The 18,597-nt window shown below is 42.9% G+C and carries 16 protein-coding genes; 9 read left to right on the top strand and 7 right to left on the bottom strand.

Annotated features, from left to right (window positions below):
* Positions 1-68: 68 nt before the first annotated feature.
* Entirely contained in the window at positions 69-509 is a 441-nt protein-coding gene (locus HPE56_RS11225; protein WP_188243853.1) for a hypothetical protein, read from the bottom strand.
* Positions 510-621: 112 nt separating this feature from the next.
* On the opposite strand from HPE56_RS11225, the gene HPE56_RS11230 reads away from it, so the two are divergent.
* The gene (locus HPE56_RS11230; RefSeq protein WP_188243854.1) at positions 622-1,137 is read left to right on the top strand and encodes a DUF456 domain-containing protein; all 516 of its coding nucleotides are present in this window, start codon (positions 622-624) and stop codon (positions 1,135-1,137) included.
* On the opposite strand, the gene HPE56_RS11235 is transcribed toward HPE56_RS11230, so the two are convergent.
* Positions 1,125-1,688 (bottom strand): nitroreductase family protein, encoded by a 564-nt coding sequence (locus HPE56_RS11235; protein WP_188243855.1) that lies wholly within the window; start codon positions 1,686-1,688, stop codon positions 1,125-1,127. The genes HPE56_RS11230 and HPE56_RS11235 overlap by 13 nt on opposite strands.
* 41 nt (positions 1,689-1,729) lie before the next feature.
* The gene (locus HPE56_RS11240) at positions 1,730-2,614 is read right to left on the bottom strand and encodes a LysR family transcriptional regulator (RefSeq protein ID WP_188243856.1); all 885 of its coding nucleotides are present in this window, start codon (positions 2,612-2,614) and stop codon (positions 1,730-1,732) included.
* Positions 2,615-2,692: 78 nt separating this feature from the next.
* Between HPE56_RS11240 and hutH the strand changes: the two genes are divergently transcribed.
* The 4 genes from hutH to hutG are packed head-to-tail and all read left to right on the top strand — an operon-like array spanning position 2,693 to position 8,568.
* Positions 2,693-4,273 carry a histidine ammonia-lyase gene (gene hutH / locus HPE56_RS11245; RefSeq protein WP_188243857.1) on the top strand — a complete coding sequence of 527 codons (1,581 nt, stop codon included), beginning with the start codon at positions 2,693-2,695 and terminating at the stop codon, positions 4,271-4,273.
* A 60-nt stretch (positions 4,274-4,333) separates the two neighbouring features.
* The gene (gene hutI, locus HPE56_RS11250; protein WP_188243858.1) at positions 4,334-5,578 is read left to right on the top strand and encodes an imidazolonepropionase; all 1,245 of its coding nucleotides are present in this window, start codon (positions 4,334-4,336) and stop codon (positions 5,576-5,578) included.
* A 6-nt stretch (positions 5,579-5,584) separates the two neighbouring features.
* Complete coding sequence (locus tag HPE56_RS11255) at positions 5,585-7,609, top strand: urocanate hydratase (protein ID WP_223170277.1); 2,025 nt, start codon at positions 5,585-5,587, stop codon at positions 7,607-7,609.
* A 2-nt stretch (positions 7,610-7,611) separates the two neighbouring features.
* Positions 7,612-8,568: a formimidoylglutamase gene (hutG, locus tag HPE56_RS11260; protein WP_188243859.1), complete on the top strand. Its 957-nt coding sequence runs from the start codon at positions 7,612-7,614 to the stop codon at positions 8,566-8,568.
* A gap of 139 nt (positions 8,569-8,707) precedes the next feature.
* On the opposite strand, the gene HPE56_RS11265 is transcribed toward hutG, so the two are convergent.
* Both HPE56_RS11265 and HPE56_RS11270 read right to left on the bottom strand, forming a co-directional pair.
* Entirely contained in the window at positions 8,708-9,865 is a 1,158-nt protein-coding gene (locus HPE56_RS11265) for a homogentisate 1,2-dioxygenase (protein WP_188243860.1), read from the bottom strand.
* A gap of 276 nt (positions 9,866-10,141) precedes the next feature.
* Entirely contained in the window at positions 10,142-11,419 is a 1,278-nt protein-coding gene (locus HPE56_RS11270; protein WP_188243959.1) for an NAD(P)/FAD-dependent oxidoreductase, read from the bottom strand.
* Positions 11,420-11,635: 216 nt separating this feature from the next.
* Between HPE56_RS11270 and HPE56_RS11275 the strand changes: the two genes are divergently transcribed.
* Positions 11,636-11,860 carry a hypothetical protein gene (locus HPE56_RS11275; protein WP_188243861.1) on the top strand — a complete coding sequence of 75 codons (225 nt, stop codon included), beginning with the start codon at positions 11,636-11,638 and terminating at the stop codon, positions 11,858-11,860.
* On the opposite strand, the gene HPE56_RS11280 is transcribed toward HPE56_RS11275, so the two are convergent.
* Positions 11,857-12,756 (bottom strand): universal stress protein, encoded by a 900-nt coding sequence (locus HPE56_RS11280; RefSeq protein ID WP_188243862.1) that lies wholly within the window; start codon positions 12,754-12,756, stop codon positions 11,857-11,859. The genes HPE56_RS11275 and HPE56_RS11280 overlap by 4 nt on opposite strands.
* Positions 12,757-12,908: 152 nt before the next feature.
* The gene (locus tag HPE56_RS11285) at positions 12,909-13,610 is read right to left on the bottom strand and encodes a Crp/Fnr family transcriptional regulator (protein ID WP_188243863.1); all 702 of its coding nucleotides are present in this window, start codon (positions 13,608-13,610) and stop codon (positions 12,909-12,911) included.
* Between the two features lie 116 nt (positions 13,611-13,726).
* Between HPE56_RS11285 and HPE56_RS11290 the strand changes: the two genes are divergently transcribed.
* The 3 genes from HPE56_RS11290 (at position 13,727) to ccoN (ending at position 18,595) form a co-directional block, all read left to right on the top strand.
* Positions 13,727-16,102: a heavy metal translocating P-type ATPase gene (locus HPE56_RS11290; protein ID WP_188243864.1), complete on the top strand. Its 2,376-nt coding sequence runs from the start codon at positions 13,727-13,729 to the stop codon at positions 16,100-16,102.
* 73 nt (positions 16,103-16,175) lie between these two features.
* The gene (ccoS, locus tag HPE56_RS11295) at positions 16,176-16,391 is read left to right on the top strand and encodes a cbb3-type cytochrome oxidase assembly protein CcoS (protein WP_188243865.1); all 216 of its coding nucleotides are present in this window, start codon (positions 16,176-16,178) and stop codon (positions 16,389-16,391) included.
* A 2-nt stretch (positions 16,392-16,393) separates the two neighbouring features.
* Entirely contained in the window at positions 16,394-18,595 is a 2,202-nt protein-coding gene (gene ccoN, locus HPE56_RS11300; protein WP_188243866.1) for a cytochrome-c oxidase, cbb3-type subunit I, read from the top strand.
* Positions 18,596-18,597: the final 2 nt, after the last annotated feature.

Below are 18,597 nucleotides of genomic sequence, written 5' to 3' on the forward strand. Positions count from 1 at the left end.
ATTAGAAGCCTAGACCCTGTTCCCTTTAGTTTGGAAACTGTTCTTTAAAAATTTTGGCCTGGCCCATGTTAGCTATTTTGAGGAGGGGGTGTACGCACACCTTCGTACCAAAAAGAATTTACACTTTTGTATTCCCAATTGTCATACTGGACAACTGTAGCAGTTCGTTCGGATACAAAATAAGATTCTTCAACGATGTGTTTATCCAGTTTAAGATTGGTTTCACTATTGGATTCTTGTTCATCCTGCTGATTGGCCTCCAACAACTGCTTTAAAGCCTCCAAAGCTTCGTGCGAGTGCCCTGCCATTGCTTCCAATGAGGAATAATCCATCCGTTCATGACTGGATGCAAAATTATGGTGGTGTATTTTTGGCCCTATAATATGTGAAACCTCATGCAATGTTTCCAAAACCAGACCATTAAACAGTCCCAATAAATAGAACACACAAAGTACTGCACATCCCATTCTTGCCAATCTGGAGTTTCGAGATGTTCTGTGGGGTTTCATTTCTTGATCCAATCTTATTCAAATTTACTTATCAAATTTGAAATGAACAGGACAATTTGATTTTGTTTGTAACATTTGTCGGTTACATTTGTCCAATAGTAAAAACACAACCATGGATATTGCTTTACTGATTTTCGGATTTATTTTTATGTTGATCGGGATTTTGGGTAGTTTTCTACCGGTACTGCCCGGTCCCCCTATAAGCTGGATCGGACTATTATTGTTATATCTGACCAAGGCGGTTCCCAATGATTGGGTCTTCCTGGGCATTACCTTAGTGATTGCCCTGATTGTTTTTGCACTCGATTATATCATTCCAGCCGTTGGGACCAAAAAATTTGGGGGTACCAAAGCCGGAATGCTAGGTACTACGATAGGACTTTTGGTTGCCTTGTTTTTTCCTGTCCTGGGACCTTTTGGTATTATAATCTGGCCCTTTGTCGGGGCTTTTGTCGGGGAACTTTTGAACAAGGCCGATAAAAAAACGGCCACTAAGGCCGCTTTTGGTTCTTTTATAGGATTCTTAACCGGGACTTTCCTAAAGTTTATGGTCACAATCGTTTATTTAGGACTCTTTATAGCCACGTTTTGGGAGTACAAAGGAGCCTTGTTTCCCTATTTTAATTGATCGAGCCAAACCACCTTATCCTTAATCGGATTTCGTTGGCCAATCGCCAATTCCCCTTCAAAAAAGCCCATATATAAAAATCCGAGACACTTCTCCCCTTCGGCCAAATCAAAAAATTCATCCATATAGGTGATTAAACCGGGAGAACTCCAATAGCACCCGATGCCGATTTCTGTACAGCTCAGCCACATATTTTGCACGGCCATGGCCACAGCAGCGACCTCTTCCCATTCAGGTACACTCCCATTGGGGTCACGTTGCATACAAATGGCTATAACAACGGCCGATTTAGTCGGATTTTCCTTCAGTTTTTTAATCTTTACCTGCTTCGGTCTTTCTTCAACCTCCTGGTATTTTGCAGAAAGGAAGGTCCCCAATCTTTCCTTGGATTCCCCCTGCATTACCTTAAATCGCCATGGTTCCGTCTTTTTATGGGAAGGTGCCCAATTGGCGGCTTCCAGGATTTGATCCAAATCTTCCTTGGAGATGGGGATATCAACATATTGGTCAGGAAATACCGAACGCCTATCTTTGATTAAGTCAAAAATCATGTATTGCATATTTAGATTTTAAAACTACTCTTTTATCAAGCTTACTTCAAAAGTAAATCCATACAATTTTTCAAAACGGGGTTAGCGTTATCCTTTTTCCATATGGCAGATAATAAGGCGCGTTGGTCAATATCCCTTAATTCAATGAATTTTACCCGCATCTGAAAGCCCGATTTCAAGGCAGTGGGCACAATGGCAATTCCCATATTATTCTCTACCAATTTAAAAATGGTATGCGCATGAACCGTTTTGTGCGACACCTTGGGAACAAAACCGGCATCGGAACAGATACTCATGATCGTTTCAAAATAAAAAGGGCTGTATTCCTTACTAAAGAGTATAAAATCATCGTTGGAAAATTGATGCATTCCCTCAAAATTCCGTGTAAGCATGGGGTAATTCTCAGGAAGTACCAACGAAAACGTATCCCTATAAACCGTTGTCATTCCCAAGGCCTTGGGAACCCTGGACAACCTTACAAATCCTATATCCAACTCATCCTTTAAAACGGCCTCTACCTGTGCCATATTCGAACGCTCTTCCAAGGACGTTTTTATGTTAGGGAATTTATCCTTGAGGCTTAAAAGCAAATTCGGAATTACACTTTGCATGGCAGACCCCAAAAACCCGATCCGGATTTCCCCTTTATCCCCTTCCCCAATCAATTGCAATTGCCTTTTTGCTTCGTTTATCTGATGGAATATGGCCTCCGCCTGGCCTTTTAGATAATGCCCCGCTGGCGTTAGAATCACCTTTTTTTTATCCCGAACGAACAATTGCACTTGTAATATCCCCTCCATTTGCTTGATCTGCCTACTCAACCCCGGTTGGGATATAAATAGCTTTTCTGCCGCTTTCCTAAAATGCAATTCCTCGGCAACCGCCAAAAAATAAGTGAAATGCCGAAGCTCCAATTGATAACCCATGGTAATTGAATATTGATTTTATTGGTATTAGTAAGTATCAAACTTAATCAATAAATTTAGGGTTAAACAAGAAAATTGATGGTTTCAACTCCAAAAAGGTTCAAATTAGGGGAAGATTGGTTAACTGCCAGTACAGCGATTGCCATTGCCAATGGCCAAACGGAAGTATGGTTGTCCAAACCGAGTAGGAACAAAATCAACGAAAGTTGGAAAATCGTGGGGAATATTGTCGAGAAAGGCCTGCCTGTCTACGGAATCAATACGGGTTTCGGGCCTTTATGTACAACGAAGATATCGAAAGAAGAAACCCAAATATTACAAACGAATATTTTACAAAGTCACAGTGTTGGTGTTGGTAAACCTATCGACAAGGAAATTGCCAAGTTGATGCTTATCCTAAAAGCGCATTCCCTTGCCAAGGGCTTTTCCGGGATTTCCGAAACGACTCTAGAACGTATCCTTTGGCATATTGGGCACGATGCGATTCCCGTCGTTCCTTCCCAAGGTTCCGTAGGGGCCTCTGGGGATTTGGCCCCGCTCTCCCATTTGTTCCTTCCCTTAATTGGTTTGGGAAAGGTGGAGTATGATGGTGAAACACTGACCACAGCAGAACTTTTTAAAAAAACAGGACTGAAAGCCATTGCCCTTGGGGCAAAAGAGGGGTTGGCCCTGATTAACGGCACCCAATTCATTGCGGCGCACGCCATAAAAGTGGTTGAAAAATTGCACAGCTGTCTTTCACAAGCCGATATTATCGGGGCCATGATGATCGAAGGTTTGCAAGGCTCGATAAAACCTTTTTACAACGAACTTCATAAACTGAGGCCCTTTAAAGGCAACATCCATGTGGCCAAAAGAATCAAACGCTTATTGAAAGGGTCGGAAATCATGGAGGCCCATGCCAACTGTGAACGTGTACAGGACCCATATTCCCTTCGATGTATCCCCCAAGTACATGGGGCTTCACGCAATGCGTGGTTACACCTGAAAGAATTGCTCGAGATTGAACTGAACTCCGTTACCGACAATCCCGTTATCATTGACAATGACCTTACCATCAGTGGTGGAAGCTTTCACGGACAACCTTTGGCAATGGCCTTGGATTATGCGTGTTTGGCCGCCTCTGAAATTGGTAATATCTCGGACCGCAGGATTTATTTGGCCTTGGAGGGCAACAGCCCTGGCGTACCCAAACTCCTGATGAAGGACACGGGAATCAATTCCGGCTATATGATCCTACAATATACAACGGCCGCATTGGCCAGCGAGAATAAGGGATTATGCTTCCCTTCAAGTGCAGACAGTATTCCTACCTCCCTAGGCCAGGAAGACCACGTAAGCATGGGGTCGATAAGTGGTCGAAAGGCATTACAGGTATTGGAGAATGTTGAGAAAATCTTGGCTATAGAACTTTTAACCGCAGCCCAAGCCTTTGAATTTCGAAAACCCTTAAAATCGGGTATATTATTGGATGAAGTACATAAAGCGGTACGTAAGAAAGTTGCCTTTGCGGCCAAGGACAGGGTCTTTGCCGATGACATAGCCCTCGGCATCGATATGATAAAGGACAAAACCATAATGAATGTTATCGATGCAACCAAAAAGCAAAAAAAGATTTCGTTCAAGACACCCTATTCAGACGAATTTGAAGTATTTTAAAGGATATGCCCAACCGCTTTTCCACAGAAATGGGAATCTTTTTACAATTAAAAAACACGCATGAAATTAATAGGACCATTTAAACAAATCATCCCCATGACAGGGCTTTCCCTAAAGGGACCCATCGCAGACCAAGACCTGAAAACCATAGAAAATGGGGGGATTCTTATTGAAGGTCAACATATAAAATCCATAGGGAAATTCGATGCATTGGCAAAAACCGTTTCCACGGATACGGAAATCCATGAACTGCAGGGGGACCACACCTGTCTACCAGGCTTTATTGATACACATACGCACATCTGTTTTGCTGGATCAAGGGCCAATGATTATGCCTTACGCAATTCCGGCAAGACCTATATGGAAATCTCAAAAGCCGGTGGGGGTATCTGGGATACGGTTACCCAAACCCGTAAGGCCACCAAGGAAGCCCTGATCAAAGGCATTGTAAAAAGAGCGAAACGGCATATGGCCAATGGGGTAACGACGATTGAAGTTAAAAGTGGTTATGGACTTTCGATTCAAGAGGAATTGAAAATGCTATATGCGATTAAGGAGGCCGATGCCCTGCTACCTATTGATTTGGTTCCTACCTGTCTGGCCGCACATATGGTTCCGAAGGATTTCGATGGCAACCCTGCCGAATACCTGGAATTGATCATAACCGAATTGCTACCTATCCTTAAGGCCGAAAAACTCACACATCGGATCGATGCCTTTATCGAAGAAGGGGCCTTTTACCCCTTATTGATAGAACCCTATTTCAATAAAGCCAAGGAACTTGGTTTCGATATTACCGTACATGCCGACCAATTTACCACTGGGGGGAGTGAAGTCGCCATAAAATACAAAGCCATCAGTGCTGACCATTTAGAGGCCAGTACCGAAGTGGAAATAAAGCTTTTGGCAACAAGTGATGTGATTGCGACCGCACTGCCAGGGGCTTCCATAGGGTTGGGATGCGCTTTCGCCCCAGCCCGTAAAATCCTCGATGCCGGTGGTGCCCTGGCCATTGCCAGTGACCATAACCCAGGTTCGGCCCCCATGGGCGATTTATTGACGCAAGCGGCCATTTTGGGAACTTTCGAAAAATTGACCAATGCCGAAGTACTCGCAGGAATTACCTCAAGGGCAACTGCCGCCTTGAACCTTTCCGATAGGGGTCAATTGCAAACTGGTTTCCTGGCCGATATGTGCATATTCCACACAGGAAATTACAAAGAGATCTTATACAACCAAGGAAACTTCAAACCATGTATGGTATGGAAAAAAGGCGAATTGGTCTATAATAAACATAAGCACTGATTTAAGATGCAAAAAAATAGCCCATCATTGGATTTTAAATCCCAAATAATTCAGGGTATTCCCAAAGTGTTACCCAAAAAAAGGGAAAGATCCTCCGCTGTCAGCCATGCGCCAAAGCGAAAGGACATCCTCTCCCTGGAAGAAAAGAAACTGGCCATTCATAATGCCTTACGCTATTTTCCAAAAGATTGGCATTTAGAATTATCCCAAGAATTTGCGCAAGAGCTCCATGATTACGGCAGAATTTACATGTTCCGTTTTAAACCGGAATACAGGATTTATGCACGGCCAATTGATGAATATCCGGCCCAAACCCCGCAAGCAGCCGCTATAATGCTGATGATCCAAAACAATCTAGATCCAGCTGTCGCCCAACACCCTGAAGAATTGATTACCTATGGTGGCAATGGCGCCGTATTCCAAAATTGGGCACAATACCTATTGACCATGCACTATTTGGCCATAATGACCGAGGAGCAGACGTTGCATATCTATTCAGGGCATCCCATGGGACTTTTTCCTTCTTCCAAAGAAGCGCCAAGGATTGTGGTTACCAATGGCATGATGGTCCCCAACTACTCCAAACCGGACGATTGGGAAAAATACAATGCCTTGGGAGTTACCCAATACGGACAAATGACCGCCGGCTCCTATATGTACATTGGTCCACAAGGCATCGTTCATGGTACGGCCATAACGGTAATGAATGCCTTTCGTAAAGTGTTGGGAAAAAATGAGTCGCCCAAAGGAAAAATCTTCCTAACCGCCGGATTGGGGGGCATGAGTGGAGCACAACCCAAAGCCGGAAACATTGTCGGTTGCATCACCATTTGTGCGGAAGTGAATAGGGCCGCAGCACAAAAAAGACATACACAAGGTTGGGTCGATGAATTAATTGACGACATGGAGCAACTGGTTGCCAGGACCCAAAAAGCCATTGCCGAAAACGAAGTGGTTTCCTTGGCTTTTATCGGCAATATTGTCGACGTTTGGGAACGATTTGATAGGGAGGACATATTCATACACATCGGTTCGGATCAAACCTCCCTGCACAATCCTTGGTCGGGCGGGTATTACCCTGTCGGACTGAGTTTCGAGGCATCGAACGAAATGATGGCCACCGACCCCAATACTTTTAAGGTTGAAGTACAAAAATCATTGCGCAGACAGGTTGATGCAATCAACAAACATGTTGCAAAAGGAACCTATTTCTTTGATTATGGCAATGCTTTCCTACTGGAAGCATCACGGGCAGGGGCCGATGTCATGGCTGAAAACCGAATTGATTTTAGGTACCCGTCCTATGTTCAGGACATCTTGGGGCCCCTATGTTTTGATTATGGTTTTGGACCTTTTCGATGGGTTTGCACCTCGGGCAATCCGGAAGACCTTCAAAAAACAGATGCCATTGCCCTTACGGTAATGAAACAAATTTTGACTGAAGCCCCCCAGGAAATCCAACAACAATTACAAGACAATATCACCTGGATCCAAGAAGCCGGACAAAACAAACTGGTTGTGGGATCCCAAGCGCGAATCCTATATGCCGATGCCGAAGGTCGCAGTAAAATTGCCGAGGCATTCAATAAGGCCATAAAAAGTGGGGAAATTTCCGCACCGATCGTCTTAGGTCGTGACCATCATGATGTCAGTGGTACCGACTCCCCCTTTCGAGAGACCAGCAATATTTACGACGGCAGTAAATTCACCGCGGATATGGCCATTCACAATGTTATCGGGGACAGCTTTAGGGGTGCCACCTGGGTTTCCATCCATAATGGTGGCGGTGTAGGTTGGGGCGAAGTTGTTAATGGCGGCTTCGGAATGGTCTTGGATGGCTCCAAGGATGCCTCAAGACGATTAAAGAACATGTTGTTCTATGATGTCAATAACGGAATTTCACGTAGAAGTTGGGCTCGAAACAAAGAAGCCCTGTTTGCAATTAAACGGGAAATGGAGCGTACTCCTGAACTCAAGGTTACCCTACCTAATTTAGTGGACAACAAATTATTGAATAATTTATTTGATTGATTATGGCTAATTACAAAAAACCAAACCGAAACATCTGGACGGGAAGAACCTCTGACCAGAAACTCTATCTGCATGAAAAAGTTGAATGTACCGATTTTGATAAAATCAGCGCAGGTCGAACCCAAAAGACAATTGCCTTATTAGGCTATGCCTGTGACACCGGGGTAAAACGCAATCAAGGGAGAATAGGAGCCTTTGCCGGACCGGATGCCATTAGGGCCCAATTGGGAAAAATGCCCAACCATATGGATGAAAAGTCGCAAATACTTGATTGCGGCACTATTGAATGCGTGGATGATGATATGGAGGCTGCGCAAAGCCTATTATCACAAAAAGTATCCAAGTTATTGGAGCTACATACATTTCCGATACTCCTTGGGGGCGGTCATGATATCGCCTATGGCCATTATAATGGCTTACTTGACCATATTGAAAAAGATAAGACCATTGGCATTATCAATTTTGACGCCCATTTCGACCTTCGTTCCAATGAAAAAGGGAATAATTCAGGTACCCCCTTTTATCAAATCGCACAAGACGCCACTGCCGGCAAACACAATTTTAAATACTTGTGCCTAGGCATTCGTAAAGATGCCAATGACAGAAACCTCTTTGAAACAGCGATAGACTTCAATGTTGAATTCTTGCGAAAAAAGGAATTCAATATGCAACATTTGGATGCTGTGAGACAAACCATCAAAGATTTTATCGCTGGGGTGGATTACATTTATACGACCATAGATTTAGACGGATTTTCATCGGCATACGCCCCTGGGGTCAGTGCAGCATCCCCTATGGGTTTTGCCCCCGATATTGTACTTAAATCCTTGTGGACGATAATCCGATCCAAAAAAATGATAGGTATGGATATTGCCGAGATGAACCCAAAATATGACAGGGACGACCAAACCGCCAAACTGGCGGCCTCCTTGATCCAATATGTACTGCATAGGATCTAAACTACCATGATGGGTGGTGAGGCCTTACAAGGCGATACTCTCTTAATACGGCACTTCCTTTGGGCGTTCAACTTTCACCGTATTGCCTGCTTTAGCGTGGGAGATACCCATAGAAAACAGAAAAACCATGGAAGTCACCCTACTCCAACCAGGACTGGTAGTATTTTCCATCATCAATATCCAAGGCGGTCTGGGTGAGTTGTAACGGTTTAAAGGTATCGATCATAACCGCGAGCTCCTCCGTTTTGGTTTTTCCGATACTTGCTTCATAAGTACCTGGGTGCGGCCCATGGGGTATTCCCGCGGGATGTAATGAAATATAGCCTTGATCAATATTATTTCGGCTCATAAAATCGCCATCCACATAATACAACACCTCATCAGAATCTATGTTCGAATGGTTGTATGGTGCCGGAATGGCCTTGGGATGGTAATCGTACATCCGGGGCACAAAGGAACAGACGACAAAAGCATTCGTTTCAAAAGTCTGGTGTACTGGTGGCGGTTGGTGTACCCGTCCGGTTATCGGTTCAAAATCGTGTATGGAGAAACCATAAGGATAATTATATCCGTCCCAACCCACAACATCGAAAGGGTGCGAGGCATAGACCAATTCGTGCAACTGACCTTGCTTCTTTACCTTCAATACAAATTCGCCCTTCTCATCATGGGTCCTTAAATTTTGGGGCAGTTTAAAATCGCGTTCACAGAAAGGTGAATGCTCCAAATGTTGTCCAAACCAATTGCGATATCGTTTGGGGGTATAAATAGGGCTATACGATTCGGTGACCAATAAACGATTATCCTCGGAGTCAAACTCAATCTGATAGATCATTCCACGGGGAATCAAGAGATAATCCCCATACCCAAAATCGATTTCACCCAAAAATGTTTTCAATGTACCGGTGCCTTTATGAACGAACACCAATTCGTCGGCATCGGCATTCTTGTAAAAATAATCAGTCATAGATTTTCGTGGTGCTGCCAAACCCACATTCACATCGGAATTGAAAAGTACTATTTTCCTACTATCCAAAAAATCATCTTCAGCCTGGACCTGGAAGCCCTTCAGCAATCTCGACTTTATATTGTGTTCCACTGCCGCCTTGGGAGACACATCCTTGGTCGCCCCAACTTGCTTGACCATCGTTGGTCTATGCAAATGATAGAGCAAGGATGACATACCATCAAACCCAATCGTTCCGAACAGCTGCTCATAATGCAAAGAACCATCTGCCTTTTTGAAAACCGTATGTCGTTTATGGGGAATCTTACCCAATTTATGATATAATGGCATGATCGTGGTATTGATTAAACTTTCTTAAAAATACGATAAACCATCTAACCCTAGAAATCCAACTCAATTATTTAGATGAAGAGAATGACTGGGAATGCTGTGTAACATCTTGGAAAAGTGCATAAAAAAAGCCTCCCAGTAGTAGGAAAGCCTTTCATTGGTAGATGCCCTAAGGCATTTTCACCATAGCCTCAACCGAAATCGAAGCTCAACACAACATTACAAATATACAAAGGTTTTTCGTATCCGGGATATAGAATTGCACAATTCAGGCATCTACTCCTTGGGTTTGTATGGCCGTACTATCAAACGGGCCGCCTTATCAAAATTAATATAATTATACACCCAATTGAAAAAGACAATCACACGATTTCGAAAACCGACCAAGGCCATTAAATGCACGAACATCCAAATGTACCAGGCAAAGAACCCCCCGAATTTCGCCCTTTTCAAATCGACCACAGCCTTATTTCTCCCAACAGTGGCCATAGTGCCCTTGTCATAATACCGAAATGGTTTCATCTCCTTACCGAGCAATAGGCTTTTTAAATTTTTAGCCAAGAGTTCCCCTTGTTGTATGGCGGGTTGGGCCACCTGCGGATGCCCCTTTGGATATTCCTTGGTCTGCATCAACGCTATATCACCAATGGCGAAAATATTCGTATATCCTTCAACTTGGTTGAATTCATTCACCTTATACCTATTAATCCGATCTACCAGCACGTCCTTATTGAATCCTTCAATGGCCGCACCGGTGACCCCTGCTGTCCAAATACAGTTCTTACTTGCAATGGTTTCCCCGTTCTTCAAGGTCAGTGTTTCCCCATCATAACCTTCAACAATCGTATTCAAACGCACTGTAACCCCTAATTTACAAAGAAACTGAAGGGCTTTTTTCGAGGCTTTTACACTCATGGGGGGCAAGATCCGGGGACCGCCTTCAAATAAATGAATTTGCATTTCGGAAATATCCAAATGACGATAATCCTTGGGAAAAACATTATTCTTGAGTTCTGCAAAGGCCCCTGCCAATTCCACCCCGGTAGGCCCTGCCCCTATGATACAAAAATTCATCAGGGCATTACGCTCCTTTTCATCGACACAATCGTCGGCCTTTTCAAAATTCTGGAGCATAAGACTTCGAATATTCAATGCCTGGGGAACACTCTTCATGGGCATGGTATATTTTTCAATATCCTTGTTCCCGAAATAATTGGTTTTTGTACCTGTGGCCAGCACCAAAAAATCATAGGACAAATCCCCTTTGGATGTTATGACACGTCGCTGTTCGGGGTCAATTCGCTCCACAGTGGCCCAGCGAAAATAAAAATTATTGAGTTTACGCAACACCTTTCGCAAGGGATAGGCTATAGAATCAGGCTCCAATCCACTTGTCGACACTTGATATAACAAAGGTTGAAACGTATGGTAGTTTTGTTTGTCGAGCAATACCAATTGCACATCCAAATCCTTGAGTTTTTTGGCCAATGATATTCCGGCAAAGCCGCCACCGATGACCACAACCCTTTTCTTATCTGTCTTGGGAATATTCACTCTTTTTTTTGTAAAATTACGCAATCCCAAGCGCTTTCGACACTATTACAGCCCCCTTTACCATGTCCTTAACATCAGCGTAACATCCGAACCAAACAGGGGCACCCCAATGGGTTACCTATCAGGGACAAGTTGGGCAGCCCTTATAAGGAAAACCTTTTTTTAGTATTTCCTTAACCCTGAAAAACCACCATTTTCGTATTTTGTAAATAAAACATGAAAAACTCCGCAATGTTCTGGGTGGCCAACACCACCTTAACCTTAGTCGTCGTAACGATTATGGCAGCAATGAATTTCTCTTTCAATTGGGTATTTTACATCACTGTACTAGGCCAGTCAATGGTCGTTTATATGGTGTATAAGGTTTTAACGGATAATTACACCACAAAAAAAACATTCAAGGATTTCTACGAAGACCATCCTATGGGAAAAGCTTCCTAATCCATTACTGCATTTTCCCTATTCGATGAAGATTTCAAGGGTGTGTTCATACCCAGTTCAGGTACGACCAACAAGGGTATTTGGGTATGGAAAGCCATACGCTTCACCACTGCCTCACGAGTCATTTTCTCCATATAGCTATGTTGGTAATTCAACATGGCCAATAAATGGATATCGAGCTCTTTGGCAAAAACCTCCAACGTCTTCGACACGGAGTTCAATTCGGAAACCGTATGCACATAGTGCTCAACTTCATTCAAGTACTTACGCAACATATTTAAATTGAACATTTGAATCTCTGTCAATGCCTTTATCTCGTATTGCACATGAACAATGCGCAATGACGCCTTAAAAGTCTTGGCCAAATCGATAATCGGTTGAAGCTCGGAAAGCGAATAGAACCTATTGAAGTCCGTAGCAAAAGCGATTTCAGTAGGACTCGCATATTCAAAATGCTGTGGAATGGCCAATACGGGACAATTTTTTACGGACTTGATTATTCGTACGGTATTACTACCCATGAATACCTCATCCAAACCTGATGCCCCCTTGGTTCCCGTGATTATAATATCTATACCCACTCTTTCAACAATATCCTTGATTTCGTCAACGAGAAGGCTAAAAGATGAGATGGTTTTGAAACTATGTTTGGGGTAATTGAAATTCTTCTTTATTTTACCCAAGAGATCCTTTAATCCCTTTTCCGAATTATCACGAACATTACTTTCCTGTACATGACCCATACTGGTCCCCATAAATCTACTACTAACAATGGCAGGGGTATAGGTGTTGAGTAAATGAAAAACACATTCCTCATCTTTGAACAACTCAATAGCATACTTAGTGGCATTCCAAGCATTCTCTGAAAAGTCCGTGGGTAGTAAAACATTTTTCATTCCAATCCATTTTATAAGGTGTAAAATTATCGGAAGACGTTCTGGCAAACTATGATTTATGTCAGTTTTTCATAAATGCGCCAAACCCTTAATAAAACAGAGGGTTTATGAGACATACGGAAGCTTGGGAATAGAAGGATAAAACGGGCTTATCAAAAGCCCTCAATAAGATCTTGGAGTAATTTTTCATTCAAAACCCCGATTTTTTTACCGGAGGTCTTGATCATTCCTTTTTTCTTGAATTCGGAGATTATCCGGATGGCGGATTCCGTTGCGGTACCCACAACATTTGCGATATCCTCTCTGGAAAGGGTCAGTTTTAAAAAGCCTTGATCATCCTCCCCATAATTGTTCTTTAAATAAACGAAGGCCTCGGCAATACGCTGTTTCACCGTTTTCTGGGACATATTCACTATTACATCATCGGCTTCCTTAAGGTCGTGGGCCATATGCCTCAAAACCTCAATGGCGAAATCCGGATTTTTACTCAAGGTATGAACGATACTGTCCTTTGGGATAAAACACACTTCCATGTCACTGACAGCAACGGCACTTAAATTGGTATATTCTTCGGCAATGACGGATCTTTGACCCATCACCTCACCTTTACTGGCTAACTTTATGATTTGATCTTTACCGTTAGAACTCAATTTGGAAAGCTTGGAAACACCTTCCCGAACACAGAACACCCCATCGAGTTTGTCCCCTTCCTCGAAAAGAGCCTCCCCCTTTTTGATCTTTTTAGTGACCTTTGAGTCAGAAACCTTCTTTAATTCGGCCTTACTCATAGCACGTAAAGAGTTGAACTGCCGTACAATACAGTTCTCACATCTATTCTGTTCTGCCTCATCCATAAAGTAATCTATTTGCTCTACCCTAAATATGGTATAAAAATATCGAAAAGATGACAATTATCATGAATTATTTCAGGAAAGTTCTAGATATTTGTTGTAGGTATATGCAAATGTAAATGGAGAAAGTCCGGTGTTATCATTGTGGTGACGATTGTGGCAGAAACCCTATTGTTCACGATGGGAAGAATTTCTGTTGTAATGGCTGTAAGACCGTATACGAAATTTTCTCCTCCAATGACCTGTCCTATTACTACGACCTACAATCCTCTGCCGGTTCCACACCTAACGTTGTCGAAAGTAAATACGACTTTTTAAATGATTCCAAAATCATCGAGAAACTCTTGGAATTCAATGACGAAAACCTACAAATCGTAAACCTATATATTCCACAAATACATTGTAGTTCCTGTATTTGGATTCTGGAAAACCTCAACAAATTAAATCCCGCGATCAGTAGTTCCCAAGTGGATTTCCCCAAAAAGACGGTACGTGTCATCTTCAACCCCGAAAATATGGGACTTAAAGACCTTGTCATCTTACTGGCACGTATCGGATACGAACCCTATATCTCACTAGAGGATTTTGATAAGGGCAAGAAAAATATAGATCGGGGGATTATCTATAAATTGGGCGTGGCAGGTTTTGCATTCGGCAACGTAATGTTTCTTTCCTTTCCAGAATACTTTGAGGTCAATGAGTTCTGGCTAGACCAATACAAAGGGCTATTCCGATGGTTGATGTTCGCTTTTTCACTGCCTGTTGTTTTCTATGCCGGGCAGGATTATTTAATCTCGGCCTTTAAGGGCCTTCGTTCCAAAATACTGAACATCGATGTTCCTATTGCTCTGGGAATCCTGGTTTTATTCCTTCGGAGCACCGCAGAAATCATTTTTGATTGGGGAACTGGTTTCTTCGATAGCTTGACCGGACTCATATTCTTTCTACTAATAGGGAAGTTTTTTCAACAAAAAACATATTCCTTTCTCTCTTTCGAGCGGGATTACAAATCTTATTTCCCCATCGCTGTCACCAAAATATCAGAAGACCACAAAGAAGAGACCGTCCAGGTTTATGACATAAAGAAAGGCGATCGTCTCTTAATCCGGAATGAAGAACTGATTCCCGTTGATGGCATACTTATCAATGGTAGGGCCCAAATCGACTATAGCTTTGTCACGGGTGAGTCCGAACCGGTGTTCAAGGAATCGGGTGACAAAATCTACGCTGGGGGAAAACAATTGGACGGCGCCATAGAGATGGATGTACTAAAGACCGTTTCCCAAAGTTATTTAACCCAATTATGGAGCAGCACGGTATTTAGCGAAAATAAAGAGAGTAAATTCCAAACCCTGACCGATAGTATTGGAAAGCGCTTTACCTGGGCTGTTTTGACCATTGCCTTTTTAACCACAGCATTTTGGCTCTATTACGATAGCAGCAAAGCCATGAATGTGTTTACGGCAGTACTTATCATTGCCTGCCCATGTGCCATTGCCTTGGCTGCGCCATTTACCTTGGGCAATATGCTTCGGATTTTTGGACGCAAGAAATTCTACTTGAAAAACACCCAGACCATAGAGCAATTGGCCCAAATAGATACGGCCATCTTTGACAAAACCGGAACCATTACCACCACCATGAAAAGCAAGGCTACCTATGAGGGCATGGAGCTGACGTTGGAAGAAGAATCACTTTTAAAAAATACCCTAAGGGCCTCCAACCATCCATTGAGCAGAACCCTGTACGACATGTTGGCAGCCCACAATATCGTACCTCTTGACGACTACCAAGAACATCTGGGCAAAGGGATCGAAGGACAAAAAAATGAAAGTCATATCAAGGTGGGATCAGCGGATTTTGTCGGGAATACCACCGATTATGATTCCGAAACCACTTCGGTTCATATTAGCACCAACAATACATACAAAGGGCGTTTTGTATTCCACAATCACTACAGGGAAGGTGTTTCCGATGTTTTTAAGGCCATGCACCAGCATTTACATTTGGCCATTTTATCCGGGGACAACGAAGGGGAAAAATACCGGCTCGAAAAAATATTACCCCCGCTTACCCCCATGTATTTCAATCAAAAGCCCAAGGACAAGTTGAATTTCATAAAGACACTGCAAGAGCAAGGCAAAAAAGTAATGATGGTGGGTGACGGACTCAATGATGCCGGGGCGCTGGCCCAAAGTAATGTCGGTATTGCCATTTCAGAGAATGTCAATGTTTTTTCACCGGCATGTGATGGCATATTGGACGCATCAAAATTTGACCAATTGGACCAATATATCCTAGCGGCCAAGAAAGCAATGAAAATTATTAAGTTAAGTTTTCTATTATCACTTGTTTATAATGTTGTTGGTTTGTATTTTGCGGTAACCGGGCAATTAGAGCCCGTTATAGCAGCAATCCTAATGCCTTTAAGCTCTATAAGCGTGGTAGGTTTTACCACCTTGGCCACAAATGTTTTAGGAAAAAAAGTAAATTAATTTAAAAACATGACAAAAATCATATTTTGCCTTGAGGCGAATACATATGTTTGAGTCGAATTTCAGGTAAGGTATGAGTGTTATTTATGTGCTATTGACTATTAGCATCATTATTGCTATATTCTTTTTCACAGCTTTTATTATTTCAGTGCGCAGTGGGCAGTACGATGATTCGTATACGCCATCTGTTCGCATGCTCTTTGATGACGAGTTAGTGAAAGACGACACCGCCTTAAAAAAAGAGGACAAGAATAAATCAAACCAACTAAATAAAAGTCAAAAATTGTAATTATGGAAGTACAACAATTCTATTACGATAACAAAATCGTAAAAAATTTCCTCTATGCTACCATGTTCTGGGGAGTTGTGGGAATGTCGGTAGGCCTACTACTGGCCTTCATGTTTCTTTTCCCAAATGTAACCGATGGCATTGCATGGTTAAGCTTTGGTCGTTTAAGACCCTTGCATACCAACGCCGTGATTTTTGCCTTCGTGGGTAATGCTATTTTCGCAGGGGTATACTATTCCACACAGCGATTGTTGAAAGCACGTATGTACAGCGATTTCCTAAGTAAATTTAATTTTTGGGGATGGCAATTGATTATTGTCGCTGCCGCGATCTCACTTCCATTAGGGTATACTACAACCAAGGAATATGCAGAATTGGAATGGCCGATTGACATCGCTATTGCAGTTGTTTGGGTTGCCTTTGGTGTAAACTTGATAGGGACCATGTTCAAAAGAAGACAACGTCACTTGTATGTTGCTATATGGTTTTACCTAGCCACATTCATAACGGTTGCCGTATTACACATTTTCAATAGTTTGGAATTACCTGTAAGCGCAATGAAAAGTTACTCCGTGTACGCTGGTGTTCAGGATGCCTTGGTACAATGGTGGTATGGTCACAATGCCGTTGCATTCTTTTTGACAACGCCTTTCTTGGGGCTTATGTACTATTTCGTACCTAAAGCCGCAAACAGACCTGTATATTCATATCGACTATCGATAGTGCATTTCTGGTCTTTGATCTTTATTTACATTTGGGCAGGACCCCACCATTTGTTGTATTCCGCCTTACCTGATTGGGCACAAAATTTAGGGGTTGCCTTTTCTGTAATGTTGATCGCCCCATCTTGGGGAGGTATGATCAACGGATTGTTGACCTTACGTGGTGCTTGGGACAAGGTTCGGGTAGATCCTACCCTGAAATTCATGGTAGTGGCGATTACCGGTTATGGTATGGCCACATTCGAAGGACCCATGCTTTCCCTCAAAAACGTAAACGCCATTGCCCACTTTAGTGATTGGATTATTGCCCACGTACACGTTGGAGCCTTGGCTTGGAACGGTTTCTTGACCTTTGGTATGATTTATTGGTTGGTACCCAGAATGTTCAAGACCAAATTATATTCCGTAGGCATGGCCAACTTCCATTTCTGGATTGGCACCCTAGGGATCATCCTTTATACATTACCCATGTACGTTGCCGGGTTCACCCAAGCATTGATGTGGAAAGACTTCAATCCTGACGGAACATTGGCCTATGGGAACTTCTTGGAAACCGTACACGAAATCATGCCAATGTATTGGATGCGTGCCATTGGTGGTAGCCTTTACATCCTAGGTATGTTCACCTTGGTCTACAACATCATTGTGACCATTAGATCAGGTAATAAGGTTGAGGATGAATTGGCCGAGGCCCCAGCCCTGACCCGTGTATCGAGCAAAAGAACCGCTGGAGAGACATTACATACATGGTTGGAGCGCAAACCTGTTCAAATGACCGTCTGGGCCACCGTCGCCATCTTAATTGGCGGTATGATCGAGATAGTCCCTACCATCATGGTAAAATCAAATATACCTACAATTAGCAGTGTTAAACCATACACTCCCCTAGAACTGGAAGGAAGGGATCTTTATATACGTGAAGGCTGTGTAAGCTGCCATTCCCAAATGGTGCGCCCTTTCAGAAGTGAAGTGGAAAGATATGGGGAATATGCCAAAGCTGGGGAATTTGTGTACGACCACCCATTCCTATGGGGTAGTAAACGAACCGGGCCGGATCTTTTAAGAATCGGCGGCAAGTATTCAGACAACTGGCATTTCAATCATATGTATGACCCCCAAAGTACTTCCTCAGGGTCAATTATGCCGGCCTACCGATGGTTGATTCGCAACAAACACGACCGTAGTAACATTCAAACCAAAATGGAGGCCATGGTTAGCCTAGGCGTTCCTTACTCCGAAGAGGAAATTGCCAATGCTTACGAGTTAATGGACACCCAAGCGTCAAAAATCGAGAAAAACCTTTATGCAGATCCCGATTTTGTAAGTTCTTATGAGGCCGACAAAAAATTTGCTGAAGAAAGCGGAGAGGAGTTCGTAGAAATGAAAGATCGCGAGATCGTTTCCTTAATAGCCTATTTACAGCGATTGGGAACTGACATCAAGGTCAAGGAGACAGGCGAAGTTTTAACCCAAAACAAATAAAG

The organism is Maribacter aquimaris, assembly GCF_014596745.1.
GTDB classification, from domain to species: Bacteria; Bacteroidota; Bacteroidia; order Flavobacteriales; family Flavobacteriaceae; genus Maribacter_A; species Maribacter_A aquimaris.

Excerpts from the sequence above, each read along its gene's own strand:
- HPE56_RS11225 (WP_188243853.1), bottom strand. The coding sequence starts at position 509 with ATGAAACCCCACAGAACATCTCGAAACTCCAGATTGGCAAGAATGGGA.
- HPE56_RS11230 (WP_188243854.1), top strand. The coding sequence starts at position 622 with ATGGATATTGCTTTACTGATTTTCGGATTTATTTTTATGTTGATCGGG.
- HPE56_RS11235 (WP_188243855.1), bottom strand. The coding sequence starts at position 1,688 with ATGATTTTTGACTTAATCAAAGATAGGCGTTCGGTATTTCCTGACCAA.
- HPE56_RS11240 (WP_188243856.1), bottom strand. The coding sequence starts at position 2,614 with ATGGGTTATCAATTGGAGCTTCGGCATTTCACTTATTTTTTGGCGGTT.
- hutH (WP_188243857.1), top strand. The coding sequence starts at position 2,693 with ATGGTTTCAACTCCAAAAAGGTTCAAATTAGGGGAAGATTGGTTAACT.
- hutI (WP_188243858.1), top strand. The coding sequence starts at position 4,334 with ATGAAATTAATAGGACCATTTAAACAAATCATCCCCATGACAGGGCTT.
- HPE56_RS11255 (WP_223170277.1), top strand. The coding sequence starts at position 5,585 with ATGCAAAAAAATAGCCCATCATTGGATTTTAAATCCCAAATAATTCAG.
- hutG (WP_188243859.1), top strand. The coding sequence starts at position 7,612 with ATGGCTAATTACAAAAAACCAAACCGAAACATCTGGACGGGAAGAACC.
- HPE56_RS11265 (WP_188243860.1), bottom strand. The coding sequence starts at position 9,865 with ATGCCATTATATCATAAATTGGGTAAGATTCCCCATAAACGACATACG.
- HPE56_RS11275 (WP_188243861.1), top strand. The coding sequence starts at position 11,636 with ATGAAAAACTCCGCAATGTTCTGGGTGGCCAACACCACCTTAACCTTA.
- HPE56_RS11280 (WP_188243862.1), bottom strand. The coding sequence starts at position 12,756 with ATGAAAAATGTTTTACTACCCACGGACTTTTCAGAGAATGCTTGGAAT.
- HPE56_RS11285 (WP_188243863.1), bottom strand. The coding sequence starts at position 13,610 with ATGGATGAGGCAGAACAGAATAGATGTGAGAACTGTATTGTACGGCAG.
- HPE56_RS11290 (WP_188243864.1), top strand. The coding sequence starts at position 13,727 with ATGGAGAAAGTCCGGTGTTATCATTGTGGTGACGATTGTGGCAGAAAC.
- ccoS (WP_188243865.1), top strand. The coding sequence starts at position 16,176 with ATGAGTGTTATTTATGTGCTATTGACTATTAGCATCATTATTGCTATA.
- ccoN (WP_188243866.1), top strand. The coding sequence starts at position 16,394 with ATGGAAGTACAACAATTCTATTACGATAACAAAATCGTAAAAAATTTC.